The following is a 14,794-nucleotide window of genomic DNA, read 5'->3' as shown; positions in this document are numbered from 1 at the left end:
CAAAGGTCGTTATCTTGCATAAAATTAGTATTTTATATACATATTATTACAACCGTAGAGAAGTTACAATAAGAACATCAAAGAAATACATCAGAGAATGAAAGGAAAGGTGTCTAAATGGAAAAGGTAAGACTGGGCATTATTGGTATTGGGAGTATGGGAACCGGTCATGCAGGCAATGTGTTGAAAGGGATGGTGCCGGATATGGAACTGACCGCCGTAGCGGATATCTGGCAGAGCCGCCTGGACTGGGCAAGGAACAATCTTCCGGAGACGGTCAAGGTATTTGATGATGGCAGGAAAATGATTGATTCGGGAAGCTGTGATGCCGTTCTGGTGGCAACACCACATTATCTGCATCCGGAATTCGTCATCTATGCATTGGAGCATGGACTGCATGCGATCAGCGAAAAACCGGCAGGAGTCTACACGAAACAGGTACGGGAGATGAATGAGGCAGCGGAAAGGTCTGACAGATCCTTTGCCATCATGTTAAATCAGAGAACCAACTGTGTATACAGAAAACTTCACGAAATGATCCAGAGTGGCGAACTTGGGCAGCTGCGACGTGTCAACTGGATCATCACCGACTGGTATCGTAATCAGAGCTATTATGATGCGGCGGGCTGGAAGGCAACCTGGGACGGAGAAGGTGGCGGCGTGCTGTTGAACCAGTGTCCGCACCAGCTGGATCTGCTGCAATGGCTGTGCGGCATGCCTGTGAAGGTGAGAGCCTTCTGCCACGAAGGAAAATGGCATGATATCGAGGTCGAGGATGATGTGACGGCTTATATGGAATTTGAAAACGGAGCCACCGGTGTCTTCGTGACTACCACGGCAGATGCTCCAGGAACCAACCGGCTGGAGCTGACCTTCGAGATGGGAAAAATCGTGTGCGAGGAAGGCAGACTATTTTTTGATAAACTGTCCACCAATGTGAGCGATTTCTGCAAAACGGAGAAGGAAGGATTTAAAAAGCCGGAATATTCCAGAATTGAGATTGAGACGGATGGACAAAACGAGCAGCATATTGGTGTATTGAAAGCATTCGCAGGTCATATTTTAAGAGGAACTCCATTGGTGGCAGAGGGAACGGAGGGAATCCGGGGGCTCACTCTGTCCAATGCCATGCATCTGTCCAGCTGGCTGGACCGCACCGTGGAACTGCCGTTGGATGAAGAATTGTTTTTACGAGAATTGAACAAAAAACGTGCCACTTCCAGAAAAAAGGAAGACACTGATATTGTATTTGATATGACAGGAACATATTAAGGAGGACAAAAGAATGACAGTAAAAATCACAGGTTTTGCAGATGAAATCGCACCGGAGCTGACAGCTCAGATCGCAGGTCTGAAAGGACTGGGAATGTCTTATGTGGAGATGCGCGGAGTGGATGGAGAAAATCTGATCTATCACACGGATGAAAAAGTGGCGCAGATCAAGAAGACACTGGATGAAAATGGAATCCGGCTTTCTGCCCTGGGATCTCCCTTGGGTAAAATTCTGATCACGGATGATTTCACTCCCCATTTTGAAGAGTTCAAGAGGGCAGTGGAGATCAGCCATAAGATGGAATGCCCGACGATCCGGATGTTCAGCTTCTATCTTCCGCAGGAGAGTGATCCGGCAGCCTATGAGGGCGAAGTCTTCGACAGGATCGGTAAATTCGTGGACTATGCCTCTGCGAATGATACACTGCTCCTGCATGAAAATGAAAAAGATATCTATGGAGCAATGGCTCCGGAATGCAAAAAACTCATGGATACCTTTTACGGGGATCATTTTAAAGCTATTTTTGACTTTGCCAACTTTGTACAGTGTGGGCAGGATACGCTGGAAGCCTATGAGATGCTAAAATCCTACATCGCTTATATCCATGTAAAGGATGCCTTGAAGTCAGACCAGAGTGTAGTTCCGGCAGGCTATGGTGACGGAAATGTGGCGGTGATCCTGAAGCGTCTGTCAGCCTCCGGATTTGATGGATTCCTGTCACTGGAACCGCACCTGTTTGAGTTTGAGGGTTTCCATGCACTGGAAAAGGACGGCAGGAGCATTGCTGTCAAAGAAAAGAAGGTACTCAGCGGTCTTGAGACATTTACCATAGCGCATGATGCTTTGATGAAGCTTCTGGACAACTGCATGTAATTCCCTTACGATGAGGGAGACTGCATCAGGAGGGCGCAGAGGCACCCACCTTCTCAATATACTCTGTGGGAGTATAGCCGGTATATTTTTTAAATACCTGGCTGAAATACTGTGGATTATTGCCGAATCCCACAGACCTGGCAATAGTTTTGATATTGTCATTATGATAGTACACCATAAGGCGGATGGCTTGTTCCATCCGCTTTTTGTTCAGGTAATCGGAAAAGCGGATGCCTTCCTCCTTTACAAATTGCTTGCTCAGGTAGCCGACACTGACAAAGAGATAGTTCTCTGCCAGCCATTTTAAAGACAGGGTCTCACAATCCAGATGGGCTTCCACGTAAGCTTTTAAGAGGCTGATGTTGGCACCGCCCTTAGAGGAGGCAGCCTCGTCCTTCTCCTGCAGCAGTACGATCTCCGCCAGCTTCCGGATTTCGGAGGTCTGGGTACAGGAATACAGGCGGCGGAAAAAGTCACAGGCAATATCCAGCGGCGGCTCTTGTCCGGAGTTATCGGGATTCAGGAAAAGTCCCAGGGCGATATTCTTCGCAACATCCGGAGTCATGGAAGGAGTGAAGACGGAATCCAGCAGAGATGGAATATCTGTTTCGGCCGGGGAAGCGGTAAATGCTTCACGCAGCCTGGAAATCCGCCAGGGAGCGGCCATGTTGTTATGGAATTCCCTGGTTTCTCCGGTTTCGGGGCGGATCAGCAGGATCCGGTCATAGCGGGCTATCTTGGATATGATCTGCGCAAACAAATCTTCCGAAGTGTCACCGTGGAGAAAAGAGGCTTCAAAGGTTACACACTGTTGCGGATAATGCAGCTCCTCCAAAGACTGGCGGATCGTTTCCTGATGGACCAGGGTGGGAGAGGACAGGACCAGAAGCGCACTGTTTTTTACATAAATAACAGAAAAGACACTTTCTGCTCCGCAGGAAAGCAGAATCCGCACGATATCCTTTAGAAAGCTTTTCAGATAGGTTTCTTCTACAAAGGAACAGATACAGGCATATAGTCCCTTTTCGGGAAAGGACAGAAGCCCCTGATACTTTTTGAATACCTGGGGAAAATTGTCAGGCTGATCCAACGCTTCCATAACCAGCCCCTGTTCTAATGGTGACTGCATATCCTTCAGCAGAAGTTCTTGCTCCGCCTTCTGCTGTATCTCTTTTTGCTTTTTTTCTTCACGGATTGTATTCAGACAGCTGATCAGCTCCTGCTTGTCCGTGGGTTTTAAGAGATAATAGCGGACCCCGTATTTCATGGCCTGCTTGGCATATTCGAATTCACCGTAACCGGATAACAGGATAAAAGTGATCCGGGAGTCGATGTGGGAGGCACGTTCGATCAGTTCCAGCCCGTTCAAAATAGGCATTTTGATATCCGTGATCACAACATCGGGATAGTCATCACGGATCCGGTCATAGGCTTCCATTCCGTTTTTGGCGGTGGCAATCACCTTGTAGCCGAGGGAGGTATAATCGATCATGGAAGAAAGTGCTTCACGTATGATCTGTTCATCATCTACAATCATCAATCTGAGCATAAGAATCCTCTCTTTCTTTGGGAATGGACAGCAGTACAATGGCCATTCCGTCTTCATTGTATATAGATAAGCCGTACCGGTCGCCGAAGAGCAGCTTCAGGCGGGAGTTGATATTCACCAGTCCCACACCGGAACCCTGGGGAGTGACCTGCCTGTGTTCCAGCTTCCAGATGAGATCATCCTCGAAATGGGAACCGGTATTTGCTACGGTAATCTGGTAGACGGTGTCTTTTTCGGAAATGGTGACGGTGATATGACAGACATCGTCACTGAATTCCAGAGCATATTTTAATGCGTTCTCTACCAGAGGCTGGATACAAAGTGTCGGGACATAAATATGGGAAATGTCATCCGGTACGTGCAGCTGGAAGTCCAGCCGGTCTCCGAAACGGATCTGCTGGATCCGGATATAATCCTTTAAAACGTCCAGTTCCTTTTTTAAGGGGATCAGGTCTTCTTTGCTGTTGACAGCAGCGCGGAACAGATTCCCCAGGGACCGGACCATGGTGGAGATGTCATCGGCACCGTATTTTTGCGCCATCCAGTTGATGGTATCCAGGGTATTGTAGAGAAAATGCGGGTTGATCTGCTGCTGCAGCATCTTGATATTGGTATCCCGGAGCAACAGCTGCTTTTCATAGTTTTTATCCCGCAAAGTCTTTACATTGGATTTCATTTCGTCAAAGCTGACATGCAGCTGCCCGATCTCATCGGTACGGAGACTGTAATCGTAGTGAGCGGTGTCCTCCGGATCCGGGAGTCCCTGTCCGAAGCGGCGGATCTTCTCTACCAGAAGATCCAGATGGTGCAGTATCCTGCGCAGAAGCAACAGTGCCAGAAACAGAGCGATCATCACGACCACGGCGGAGAACAGGATCATCCGGATCAGAACGGTATGGATCGCAGAAAAGAGCGGATCGTAATCCTGAAAATACAGATAATTCCATCCGGTACGTGGAAAATCTCCCTGGATGACAAAGGTCTTTCGTTTATCTATGGAAAGAATAGAATAATGGCTGCTGCCATGATTCAGCGACTGCAGCAGGCTGGAATACTGTTCCGGATGGTAAGTCTCCTGTGGGTAAAACTGCGCATTTCCTGCAAACAGGATAAAACGGGAATGCGTGGAAAGAGAATATCCGGCATTCTCCAGGGCATCACTGATCAGCTGGTCCAGGTCGATCACTATGTACAGGTAAGCCAGATGATCCAGGGTCAGATGGCGAAGCTGCCGGATATCCCGGTAAAGTACGATGGTATTCCCGGGGGAAGCCGGTGCACTCCAGCTGGCACGCCCCTGGCAGGCTGCTGCATTTTCTGCCAGTTCCTCCAGAGGAAAAGCATCCAGATCGGAAGTATTTCCCATACAGATCAGTGTGTCGTCAGGAAGTACCAGACTGATGGATTTGATATAGTCGTCATCAAAAATATAAGGATAGAGAGCCTGATATATCGTCTGCTTTCTCTGGGCATTACGGATACTGGTGGGAGCATCCATGATATCGGTGAGATTCGTCTGAATGATGGTATCGGACAGGATCCGGGCAGAACCGGATTCCACGGTCTCCATTCTTGCAGAGACGAAGGAAGATACATAATTCAGAGACTGTGCATTGGAAGTATACAGCTCACGGGCATAATACTGGGAAAGAAGCTGAATGCCCACAACAAAAGCAAAGAACACAAAAAGCAATGTCGTTGACAGGATCAGTAGTATTTTCTTATATAAAGACAGATTATTAAAACGCTGTGATAAATTGCTCATGGAAAAACCTCCGTATCATGGTTATTATATAGTAAAAATATGGGAAGTTCAATTTTCATCCGTGGGAAGAAAACAAAAAGCCGTTTTTTGAACACTCAGAAACCTTTTTTTGAACACGAAATTATGCAAAATGCCATATGGAATATGGAAAAACTGAAAAAAGTATGAAAATGTGACGAAAAAAATGTAAGATTATGGTTAAAAAGCCATTTTTTTGCATCGACAGAACCGTTATTTAACTTTACCATTATGCAAAATGGACATAAAATAAATTCATCAAAACAACAACGAGGGATGTGCAGGACACATACCCGACAGATTGTATGGGAGGTATAACAAATGAAGAAAAGAATGATTGCAGGTCTTATGGCTGTATTGATGACCATGTCTCTGGCTGCATGTGGAAGCAGCGCAGGCAGTTCTGATGCATCTGGCACAGGCTCCGCTGCCACAGGTGATAACAGCGCAGCACAGGCAGCCAGTGGTGACAAAGTAACCCTGAGCCTTTGCTGGTGGGGCAACCAGACAAGAAATGATGTAACCAAGAAGGCAGTTGACCTTTACATGGAACAGAACCCCAATGTAGAGATCAAGGTGGAGTTTACCGACTGGTCCGGCTACTGGGATAAGCTTTCTGCAATGGCAGCAGGCGGCAACCTTCCCGATATTATCCAGATGGATTACTCCTATCTGCAACAGTATCAGCAGAGCGGCCAGCTTGCTGATCTGAGCCAGTTCATTGACAGCGGTGTCATTGACACCAGCAAGATTGCAGACAGCGTTATCGATAGTGGATCTATTGATGGAACCTGTTATGCATTAAGCCTTGGCAGTAATGCTCCTATGATGGTATATGACAAAGAAATCGTAGAACAGGCCGGTGTAGAGCTTCCCGAGCAGCTGACCATCGAAGAACTGTATGATATCGGACAGACCATTTACGAGAAGACCGGTGTGAAGACCTACTACGATGGCGGCATCAATATGATGCAGGTCATCGCAAGAACCCAGGGATCTCATTTGTTCGATGAACTGGCAGCAGGAACCAAGACTGCAAGCGAAACCCACTTCGCTAATGTAGATAAGTTCAACAAGGCTGAATCCGCTATTTCTCCTGATCTTCTGGCAGAGAAGAACCCGGATGTAGTAGAGACCAAGCCCATCATTGATGGAACCACATGGAATGACTTTTCTTATTCCAACCAGTACATCAGTATTGCCAATACAGCCGGTAGAGATCTGGGAATCACCATGTATCCGACTACCAGCGATGCAACCACCCAACCGATGTTCTTAAAGCCCAGCCAGTTCTTTTCTATTGCTGAGACTTCCCAGAATAAAGAGGAAGCTGCAAAATTCCTGGACTGGTTCACCAACAGTGTTGAGTGCAACAATATCCTGCTGGCAGAGAGAGGTATCCCTGTGAACAGTGATGTAGCAGAAGCAATCAAACCTAATGTGGATGAGAATTCCCAGAAGGTATTTGACTATATCGCAGAAGTATCCAAGATCGCAACTCCTATTGATGATCCCGATCCCTCCGGTAAGGGTGAAGTAGAAGCACAGGCCAAGACCATTGTTGAGAACCTGCGTTATGGAGATACAGATGCAGCGGGAGCAGCAGAAGAATTCGTAACCACATCTCAGAAGATTCTGAGCGAGGCGGCAAAGTAAGACGAGAAGTAAGACTTCTGAAGTAAGACCGTTATAACAAATTGTAATCAAAGGGCGCCTGGATCCCATCCGGCATCGGGCGGGAGCCGGGCGCTTGTTATAGAAACGGCAGAAGGAGAGGAAAAATGAGCAAAGAAAAGACTTCCCCAAAGAGAAAAAGAACATTGGGCCAGTGGCTGGATAGTCCTAACGTATCCGGATATGTGTTTGTCGGACCGTTCATTATCGGATTTCTGGCATTCATGATGGTTCCCATGCTTTTATCTTTTGCATTTTCATTTACAAGATACAATATTTTACAGTCCCCGACATTCATTGGGCTGGAAAACTACATTACCATGTTCACGGATGATCCGAAATTCTGGAAGGTATTCGGTGTCACCATGTATTACGTGGTATTTTCCGTACCTCTTCGTCTGATCATGGCATTGATCGTAGCAATGCTTCTGGTGAAGAGCACCAAGCTGTCCGGCTTTTACAGAGCAGTGTATTACCTTCCTTCCATTATCGGTTCCAGTGTGGCGGTTGCCATTCTGTGGAAAAGAATGTTCGCCAGTGACGGTGTGATCAACGGTCTGTTCGGACTGGATATCGCATGGCTGGGACGTTCCGATACTGCAATCTGGACCCTGATCATTTTGGCAGTATGGCAGTTCGGATCCTCCATGCTGATCTTCCTGTCAGGATTAAAGCAGATTCCCGTAAGCTTATATGAGGCAGCCACCATGGATGGAGCTGGCGGTGTCCATAAGTTCTTCAAGATCACACTCCCCATGCTGACCCCCACGATTTTCTTCAATCTGATCAACCAGTTGATCAACGGCTTTATGGCATTTACACAGAGCTATATTATTACACAGGGAAAACCAAGGGATACCACCCTTTTCTATACTGTATATATGTACCAGAACGCATTTACCTATAACAAACTTGGCTATGGATGTGCACTTGCATGGTTTATGATTCTGGTAGTAGGAATTTTGACACTGATCTTGTTCAAGACCCAGAACAAGTGGGTATATTATGAATCAGAAGGTTGATGGTGAGCGTATGAAAAAAGGATATAAAGAAAAAAGATTTGCTATCGGAGTGATTTATCATATCTTCACCTTCTGTTTTGCCTGCGTGATGATATATCCGTTAGTATGGATGGTACTTAGTTCTTTTAAGGATACCAATGAGATTATAAGAACGGCATCGGAATTGATCCCAAGACACTTCTCTCTGGAGAACTACAAGGTAGGCTGGCAGGGATTTGCCGGATACAATTTCGGAACCTTCTTCAAAAACTCTTTTGTGATCGCAGGTTTATCCACCATCGGAGCAGTGGCTTCCTCTGCTGTGATCGGATATGGCTTCGCAAGAATTAACTTCAAATTCAAGGGATTCTGGTTCGCCTGCATGCTGTTGTCCATGATGCTTCCGTTCCAGGTAGTAATGATCCCGCAGTACATAATTTTTAATAAATTAGGCTGGGTCGGTTCTTACCTTCCTATCATTGTTCCCCAGTGGTTCGGTCAGGGATTCTTCATTTTCCTGAATATCCAGTTCATCAAGGGGATTCCCATGGATCTGGATGAGGCGGCCAGAATGGACGGATGTTCTACCTATACGATCTTCTTCCGTATCATCCTTCCTCTGATCAAACCGTCACTGGTAACCAGTGCAATCTTCTCCTTTATGTGGAGATGGGATGATTTCCTGGCAGCACTGTTATACTTAAGCGATCCGCTGAAATATCCGGTGAGTTACGCTCTGAAGATGTTCTCGGATCCTACCGCAGGTTCTGACTGGGGTGCTATGTTTGCAATGGCAACCTTGTCCCTGATTCCTATATTTGTTATTTTCCTGACTATGCAGAAATATCTGGTAGAAGGAATTGCATCCACCGGTATCAAGGGCTAAAGCTGTCCGGCGGGGAGACTGTTCCGGTTCTCCCCGCTTTTCTTGTTTTCAGATAAAAATCAGAGGAGAGTGTGTTATGGACACTGTTAGAAATCGGATCAAAGCTGTTCTCGAAGCCGTAGAGCAGATGATATATAGTGACAGACAACCGGTAACTTCCGTGAAGATCGCCAAAGCGGATTACCATTTTGAGGAGGAATTCCACAGAGAAGGAAAGGATTTCCGGGATTTCGGCCGCAATGAGACCTGGGGTGAGCTGGATCAGCATTATTTCTTCCTGGCAGATGTGGCGGTCCCGGAGCAGATGGAGGGGCATACAGTCCGTGCCGTGCTGAATACCGGAGCCACAGATATCTGGAATACGGACAATCCCCAGATCATGGCTTATGTGAACGGCAGATTTGCAGCTACGCTGGATATGAACCATCAGTTTATCATTCTGTCGGAGCATGCCAAAGCAGGAGAGACTTACGAACTGGCTTTTTATGCGTATTCCAGTGCGTATGCAGGCACGTTTACCGGTACGAATTTCTTCCGCCTGGAGCTGGCAGTCTACCGGGAAGAGGCGGCGGGACTCTATTATGACATGCAGGCTGTCTATGAAGCTGCGGATCTTCTGCCGGAGGACAATCTATCCAGGATCGAGGGCTTTAAAGCACTGGAAAGATGCATAAATCTGTTGGATCTGCGCAGACCCGGATCCGCAGAATGCTTTGAGAGCATGAAAATGGCGGCGCAGGAGCTGGAAGGTACTTATTATGCCGACAGAAGACCGAATCCGGTGACGGTGCACAGTATCGGCCATACCCATATTGATGTGGCATGGAAATGGCCCCTGCGTCAGACCAGACAAAAGGCAGTGCGCAGCTTTGAGACGGTACTGAACCTGATGGACAGATATCCGGAATACCGTTTTATGTCCAGTCAGCCACAGCTCTATGAGTTCGTGAAGGAAGATGCTCCCGGGGTATTTGCCAGAATCAGGGAACGGATCAAAGAGGGCAGGTGGGAAGCGGAAGGGGCCATGTGGCTGGAGCCGGACTGCAACATTTCCTCCGGAGAATCCCTGATCCGGCATATCATCTATGGCCGCAGATTTTTTGAACAAGAGCTCGGTGCGGAAAAAAATGAAGTATTGTGGCTGCCGGATGTCTTTGGTTACAGTGCGGCGCTGCCGCAGATCCTGCAGAAATCCGGGATTCCTTATTTTATGACCACGAAAATCGGATGGAATGAGTTCAACCGGTTTCCTCACGACACCTTTCTCTGGAAGGGCATTGACGGAACGGAAGTGTTGACACATCTGATTTCTACCAGAAACTATCAGAAGCCGGGTGACCTGAAGATGGTGGGAAACCATTCCACCACTTATAATGGTCTGCAGAATGCCTCCCAGCTCATGGGTACCTGGCAGCGGTATCAGGATAAGGATGTGAGCACTGAGGTGCTGACCTGTTACGGCTATGGCGATGGCGGTGGAGGCCCCACAGAAGAGATGCTGGAGCAGAGCAGAAGGCTGGAGCACAGCATCGTGGAATGTCCTGCAGCAAGACAGACAAGGGTGAAGGAATTCTTTCATATTCTGGAAGACAAAATGGACAAAAAGCGTCTGGCGGTATGGGATGGTGAACTATATCTGGAATTCCACCGTGGTACTTATACTTCCATGGCACAGAATAAAAAATATAATCGTAAGGCTGAGTTCAAAAACGGCGAAACCGAGCTGTATGCAGCAATGGCATCACTTCTGGATCAAAAGTATCTCTATCCACAGGAACAACTGGAACACAGCTGGAAACTGCTTTTGCTGAACCAGTTCCACGATATTCTGCCCGGTTCCTCTATTAAGGAAGTGTATGAGGATTCCGCCGCACAGTATGAAGAGATTTTTGCTGCGGATGAAGAAATGATGAAAACAGCGAAGAAGAGCATCCGGGAAAAGCTGTTCCGGTATCGTGCGGAGAAGAATGAGGAGGTCTGCGCAGTATGGAATCCTTTGAGCTTTGCACGTACGGCACTGATCCGTAATGCAGAGGGCAGTTGGCAGAAAATAACAGCAGGACCCAGCGGTGTTACTGTGTGCAGAGCGGTGAACTCCGGAGAGGACAACTGTTTCACTGAGCTTGTAATGGAGGAAAACGGACGACCGGTAAGCTTCAAAACGCCCTATTTTACCGTAAGATTTGATGCCAATGCTGAGATCACAAGCCTGGTGGATATCAGGGAGGACCGGGAACTGATCCAAAAGGGCAGGATGGGTAACCGTCTCACCGTATATGAGGATCGGCCGGCAGAATTCGATGCCTGGAATATTGACGAGGGATATCTGGAGAAATCCTGGGATGTCATTGATGTGGAAGAATTCAAAGTATTGGAGAACGGACCGGAGACGGCGGCATTACATGTGCGCAGACGGTTCCAGGATTCCATGATCGAACAGACCATTCGTTTCTACCGGCACACCGCAAGGATCGATTTTCAGACCAGAGTGGACTGGCAGGAACATCAACAGCTGCTCAGAGTATCCTTCCCTGTGGATATTCTGGCACATGAAGCGGATTATGAGATCCAGTTCGGCAATGTAAAGCGGCCGACACACAAGAACACATCCTGGGATCGTGCAAGATTCGAGGTATGCGCACACAAATGGGCAGATCTTTCCGAGCCCGGTTATGGTGTGGCACTGATGAATGACTGCAAATACGGTTATGATGTCCATGAGGGTGTGATGGGACTGACATTGATCAAGTCAGGTATTTTCCCCAATCCCGATGCAGATCAGGGACAGCATGAATTTACCTACGCATTGTTCCCTCATCAGGGAGATTTCCGCAAGGGCAGTGTGGTAAGAGAAGCTTACGATCTGAACTGCCCGATGGCATGGGAGAAGGTACAGGGTATCTATGAAGACAGCTTCTCAATGCTGCAGATAGCAGAGGAAAATGTGATGGCAGATACTGTGAAAGCAGCAGAGGACGGCAATGGCATCATCGTACGTATCTATGAGACTTGGGGAATGCGTACCAAAGTGCATGTGAACTTCCCACTTGCTCCGGATGCACAGGTAACAGTCTGTGACTGCATGGAGAATTTTTCCGGGGTGGAGAATGCGGATATGACCCGTGCACAGGACGGATGGAGCTTTACTATGAAGCCTTATGAAATCAAGACCCTGCGTATTGTGAATGAAAAAAAGTGAGAGGGTTACGAAGGAGAAAATTATGATCAATATATTAGAATACGGTGCAGTGGGCGATGGACAGACCAATGATGCCCCTGTCATTCAGAAAGCAATCGATACGTGTGCAGAACAGGGAGGAGGCGTAGTCCTCTTCCCCGGCGGCAGGACATATTCTTCCGGATATGTGCTGTTGAAATCCAATGTGGAGGTACATCTGGAGCCGGGCGCTGTCTGGAAAGCCAGCAGCAATATAGAAGATTATTACCCGCTGAGCAACAATGGTAAAATCACAGCCCATGAATCCGGCCTGCCTTCTTTCCTGAACAGTGAATATGCAGGACGCCCGTTCCATGCCTTTATCTATGCGCTGGGACAGGAAAATGTGACGATCTCCGGACAGGGTACCATTGATGGCAATGAATCTGTCTTTTACGGAGATGACTCGGGTTATCATATCGAGGGTTCCTATTATCCCAGAGTTCCGCTCCTGCTATTGGAGGATGTAAAGCATCTGACCATCAAGGAAGTCCGCCTGACGAACTGTGCCTTCTGGACAGTGCATCTGGTAGGCTGTAAGGATGTGCTGATCGACGGTATCCGCCTGCTGAATAATCTGAAGATGGCGAATTCCGATGGCATCGATCCGGATCACTGTCAGAATGTCCGGATCAGTAACTGTCACATTGAATGTGGAGATGACGCCATCGTATTGAAAAATTCCGGGGATTATAAGAAATACGGTCCCTGTGAAAATATCGTGGTCACCAATTGTACCCTGGTATCCACCAGTGCTGCCATCAAATTCGGCACGGAGGGAGAGTCTGACTTCCGGAATATTCTGGTGGAAAATTGCTGTATTTCCAGAAGTAACCGTGGAATTTCCATTCAGATCAGAGATAATGGCAACGTGGAAAATGTAATCTTTTCCAACATCATTATGGAGACCAGAAGGTTCTCTTATGAATGGTGGGGAAGAGCGGAGGCTGTCTGCCTGACTGCGCTGGATCGCAAACCCGGAGTTAAGGCCGGTAAGATCCGCAATATCCGCTTCCAGAATATTACCTGCGAGGGAGAAAACGGCATTTTCCTGCTGGGCAGTGAAGACAATTATATTGAAGATGTGACCTTTGAGGGCATTCGGCTGACACTGGATAAGAAATCCAAGTGGGAGATCAACGGCTACGATAAGAGACCCTGCCAGGGAGAGGGAGAGATCCACACAAAGATTTCCGGAATCTATGCGGATTATGTGAAGAATGTCTCCTTCCATGATATTCAGATCACGAAGAAAGAAGGAATCCTGCCTTTTTACGAGGAGGACGTGACACTGGGAAATGTAGAAAATGTACGGATCGATGTAGAAGAGCCGGAAGATGGGAGCCAGAATGGAGAAGAGTAATAGAAGGATCGCTCTCATCGGATTTGCAATCCTGATGGTCGGCCTGGGAATCAGTGACAGCCTGAGAGGTATTTTCTCCGGCATTTTTCAGACGCATTTTGCATTGACGGCAAAGGGGCTGTCCACGATCATAGCCGTAAGCTATGCGGGAAATCTGTGCTTCCTGCTGGCCGGAGGCAGAATCATGGATAAGATCGACCGCAAAAAGGCTTTTTTGGGATTTCTCGCAGTATGGATGTGTGCAATGCTGGTATTCCTGCTTACAGATAACTATTATGCATTGCTGGTGGGAATGTTCCTGGCAATGGGAGCTTCTACGCTGTTGAATACGTCCATTACACTGATCACACCGTTCATTTTTGCCACATCACCGGCCATGATCGTCAATGTATTGTTCTTTACGCAGGGAATCGGTACCAGCGGAGGACAGAGTCTGATCGGAAATCTGGCTAACGATTTTGGCGGATGGAAAGCTGTGACAGGGGTGCTTTTTGCCATCGGCGTTCTGGCGTTTCTGATCATTTTAAAACTGCAGATCCCGGACAGCGGAGAAGTGAAGAAGGCAGAAAAGGATCAGCAGGGAAGGAAAATGAAGGGAAACTACCTTTGGATTGTCATGGTGGTGATCTTTGGTGTATACTTTATTGCAGAACATGGAATGCTGAACTGGTTTGTGATCTACGGAACCAATGCGCTGGGACTGGAGCAGGGAAAGGCTGCCAATTATATGGCGTTGTTTTTTGGCGGAATGACGGTGGGAAGACTGGTCTTTTCTCCGTTGGTTGACCGGCTGAAGGTATTCCCGAGCATTGCCTTGTTTTCTGTGATTTCTGCAGTGCTTTATGCGGCAGGGATCTTCAGTGGGGCACTCTGGATGCTGAGTCTGGCCGGACTGTTCTGCTCGATCATTTATCCGACACTGGTTATGGCCATCGGGAGACTTTATGATCCGTCGCAGGTGTCTACGATGTCCGGATTGATCATCAGTGTGGCATCCCTGTTTGATATTGGATTTAACTATATTTACGGAGACATTGCTGAAAAAACAGGATATGGCAGGAGCTTTCTGATCATGCCGGCAGCAATGATACTCTTTACTCTGTTGTTTGTGCTGGTGTTCCATAAGCGGATCCTGAACAGGGAACAGGCATAGTAAAAAGTTGTAATGGGAGGAT

At 47.5% G+C, this 14,794-nt stretch carries 10 protein-coding genes; 8 read left to right on the top strand and 2 right to left on the bottom strand.

Annotated features, from left to right (window positions below):
• Nucleotides 1-117: 117 nt before the first annotated feature.
• Nucleotides 118-1,272 (top strand): Gfo/Idh/MocA family oxidoreductase, encoded by a 1,155-nt coding sequence (locus DWZ61_RS08730; RefSeq protein WP_118538098.1) that lies wholly within the window; start codon nt 118-120, stop codon nt 1,270-1,272.
• Between the two features lie 13 nt (nt 1,273-1,285).
• On the top strand, nt 1,286-2,146 hold the full coding sequence (locus DWZ61_RS08725) for a sugar phosphate isomerase/epimerase family protein (RefSeq protein WP_118538097.1): 861 nt from the start codon (nt 1,286-1,288) through the stop codon (nt 2,144-2,146).
• Nucleotides 2,147-2,171: 25 nt separating this feature from the next.
• On the opposite strand, the gene DWZ61_RS08720 is transcribed toward DWZ61_RS08725, so the two are convergent.
• Together DWZ61_RS08720 and DWZ61_RS08715 are read right to left on the bottom strand one after the other, a co-directional pair.
• Entirely contained in the window at nt 2,172-3,695 is a 1,524-nt protein-coding gene (locus DWZ61_RS08720; protein WP_172594762.1) for a response regulator, read from the bottom strand.
• On the bottom strand, nt 3,670-5,460 hold the full coding sequence (locus DWZ61_RS08715) for a sensor histidine kinase (RefSeq protein ID WP_118538095.1): 1,791 nt from the start codon (nt 5,458-5,460) through the stop codon (nt 3,670-3,672). The genes DWZ61_RS08720 and DWZ61_RS08715 overlap by 26 nt, the downstream gene beginning before the upstream one ends.
• A 339-nt stretch (nt 5,461-5,799) precedes the next feature.
• Between DWZ61_RS08715 and DWZ61_RS08710 the strand changes: the two genes are divergently transcribed.
• The 6 genes from DWZ61_RS08710 to DWZ61_RS08685 all read left to right on the top strand — a co-directional run bounded on the left by DWZ61_RS08710 (nt 5,800) and on the right by DWZ61_RS08685 (nt 14,772).
• The gene (locus tag DWZ61_RS08710) at nt 5,800-7,134 is read left to right on the top strand and encodes an ABC transporter substrate-binding protein (protein ID WP_117465049.1); all 1,335 of its coding nucleotides are present in this window, start codon (nt 5,800-5,802) and stop codon (nt 7,132-7,134) included.
• 125 nt (nt 7,135-7,259) lie between these two features.
• Entirely contained in the window at nt 7,260-8,174 is a 915-nt protein-coding gene (locus DWZ61_RS08705; RefSeq protein WP_117465050.1) for a sugar ABC transporter permease, read from the top strand.
• Nucleotides 8,158-9,039 (top strand): carbohydrate ABC transporter permease, encoded by an 882-nt coding sequence (locus DWZ61_RS08700; RefSeq protein ID WP_227063484.1) that lies wholly within the window; start codon nt 8,158-8,160, stop codon nt 9,037-9,039. Before DWZ61_RS08705 ends, DWZ61_RS08700 begins: the two co-directional genes overlap by 17 nt.
• 76 nt (nt 9,040-9,115) lie before the next feature.
• Complete coding sequence (locus DWZ61_RS08695) at nt 9,116-12,238, top strand: alpha-mannosidase (RefSeq protein ID WP_118538094.1); 3,123 nt, start codon at nt 9,116-9,118, stop codon at nt 12,236-12,238.
• Nucleotides 12,239-12,260: 22 nt separating this feature from the next.
• Nucleotides 12,261-13,619 (top strand): glycosyl hydrolase family 28 protein, encoded by a 1,359-nt coding sequence (locus tag DWZ61_RS08690; RefSeq protein WP_118538093.1) that lies wholly within the window; start codon nt 12,261-12,263, stop codon nt 13,617-13,619.
• The gene (locus DWZ61_RS08685; RefSeq protein WP_118538125.1) at nt 13,606-14,772 is read left to right on the top strand and encodes an MFS transporter; all 1,167 of its coding nucleotides are present in this window, start codon (nt 13,606-13,608) and stop codon (nt 14,770-14,772) included. Before DWZ61_RS08690 ends, DWZ61_RS08685 begins: the two co-directional genes overlap by 14 nt.
• The last annotated feature ends 22 nt before the right edge of the window (nt 14,773-14,794 follow it).

It is taken from the genome of Clostridium sp. AF34-10BH, from assembly GCF_003478095.1.
Classification (GTDB): domain Bacteria; phylum Bacillota; class Clostridia; order Lachnospirales; family Lachnospiraceae; genus Acetatifactor; species Acetatifactor acetigignens.
This window is presented reverse-complemented; position numbering and strand designations above follow the sequence as displayed.

Coding starts and splice junctions, on each gene's coding strand:
- DWZ61_RS08730 (WP_118538098.1), top strand. CDS start 118: ATGGAAAAGGTAAGACTGGGCATTATTGGTATTGGGAGTATGGGAACC.
- DWZ61_RS08725 (WP_118538097.1), top strand. CDS start 1,286: ATGACAGTAAAAATCACAGGTTTTGCAGATGAAATCGCACCGGAGCTG.
- DWZ61_RS08720 (WP_172594762.1), bottom strand. CDS start 3,695: ATGCTCAGATTGATGATTGTAGATGATGAACAGATCATACGTGAAGCA.
- DWZ61_RS08715 (WP_118538095.1), bottom strand. CDS start 5,460: ATGAGCAATTTATCACAGCGTTTTAATAATCTGTCTTTATATAAGAAA.
- DWZ61_RS08710 (WP_117465049.1), top strand. CDS start 5,800: ATGAAGAAAAGAATGATTGCAGGTCTTATGGCTGTATTGATGACCATG.
- DWZ61_RS08705 (WP_117465050.1), top strand. CDS start 7,260: ATGAGCAAAGAAAAGACTTCCCCAAAGAGAAAAAGAACATTGGGCCAG.
- DWZ61_RS08700 (WP_227063484.1), top strand. CDS start 8,158: ATGAATCAGAAGGTTGATGGTGAGCGTATGAAAAAAGGATATAAAGAA.
- DWZ61_RS08695 (WP_118538094.1), top strand. CDS start 9,116: ATGGACACTGTTAGAAATCGGATCAAAGCTGTTCTCGAAGCCGTAGAG.
- DWZ61_RS08690 (WP_118538093.1), top strand. CDS start 12,261: ATGATCAATATATTAGAATACGGTGCAGTGGGCGATGGACAGACCAAT.
- DWZ61_RS08685 (WP_118538125.1), top strand. CDS start 13,606: ATGGAGAAGAGTAATAGAAGGATCGCTCTCATCGGATTTGCAATCCTG.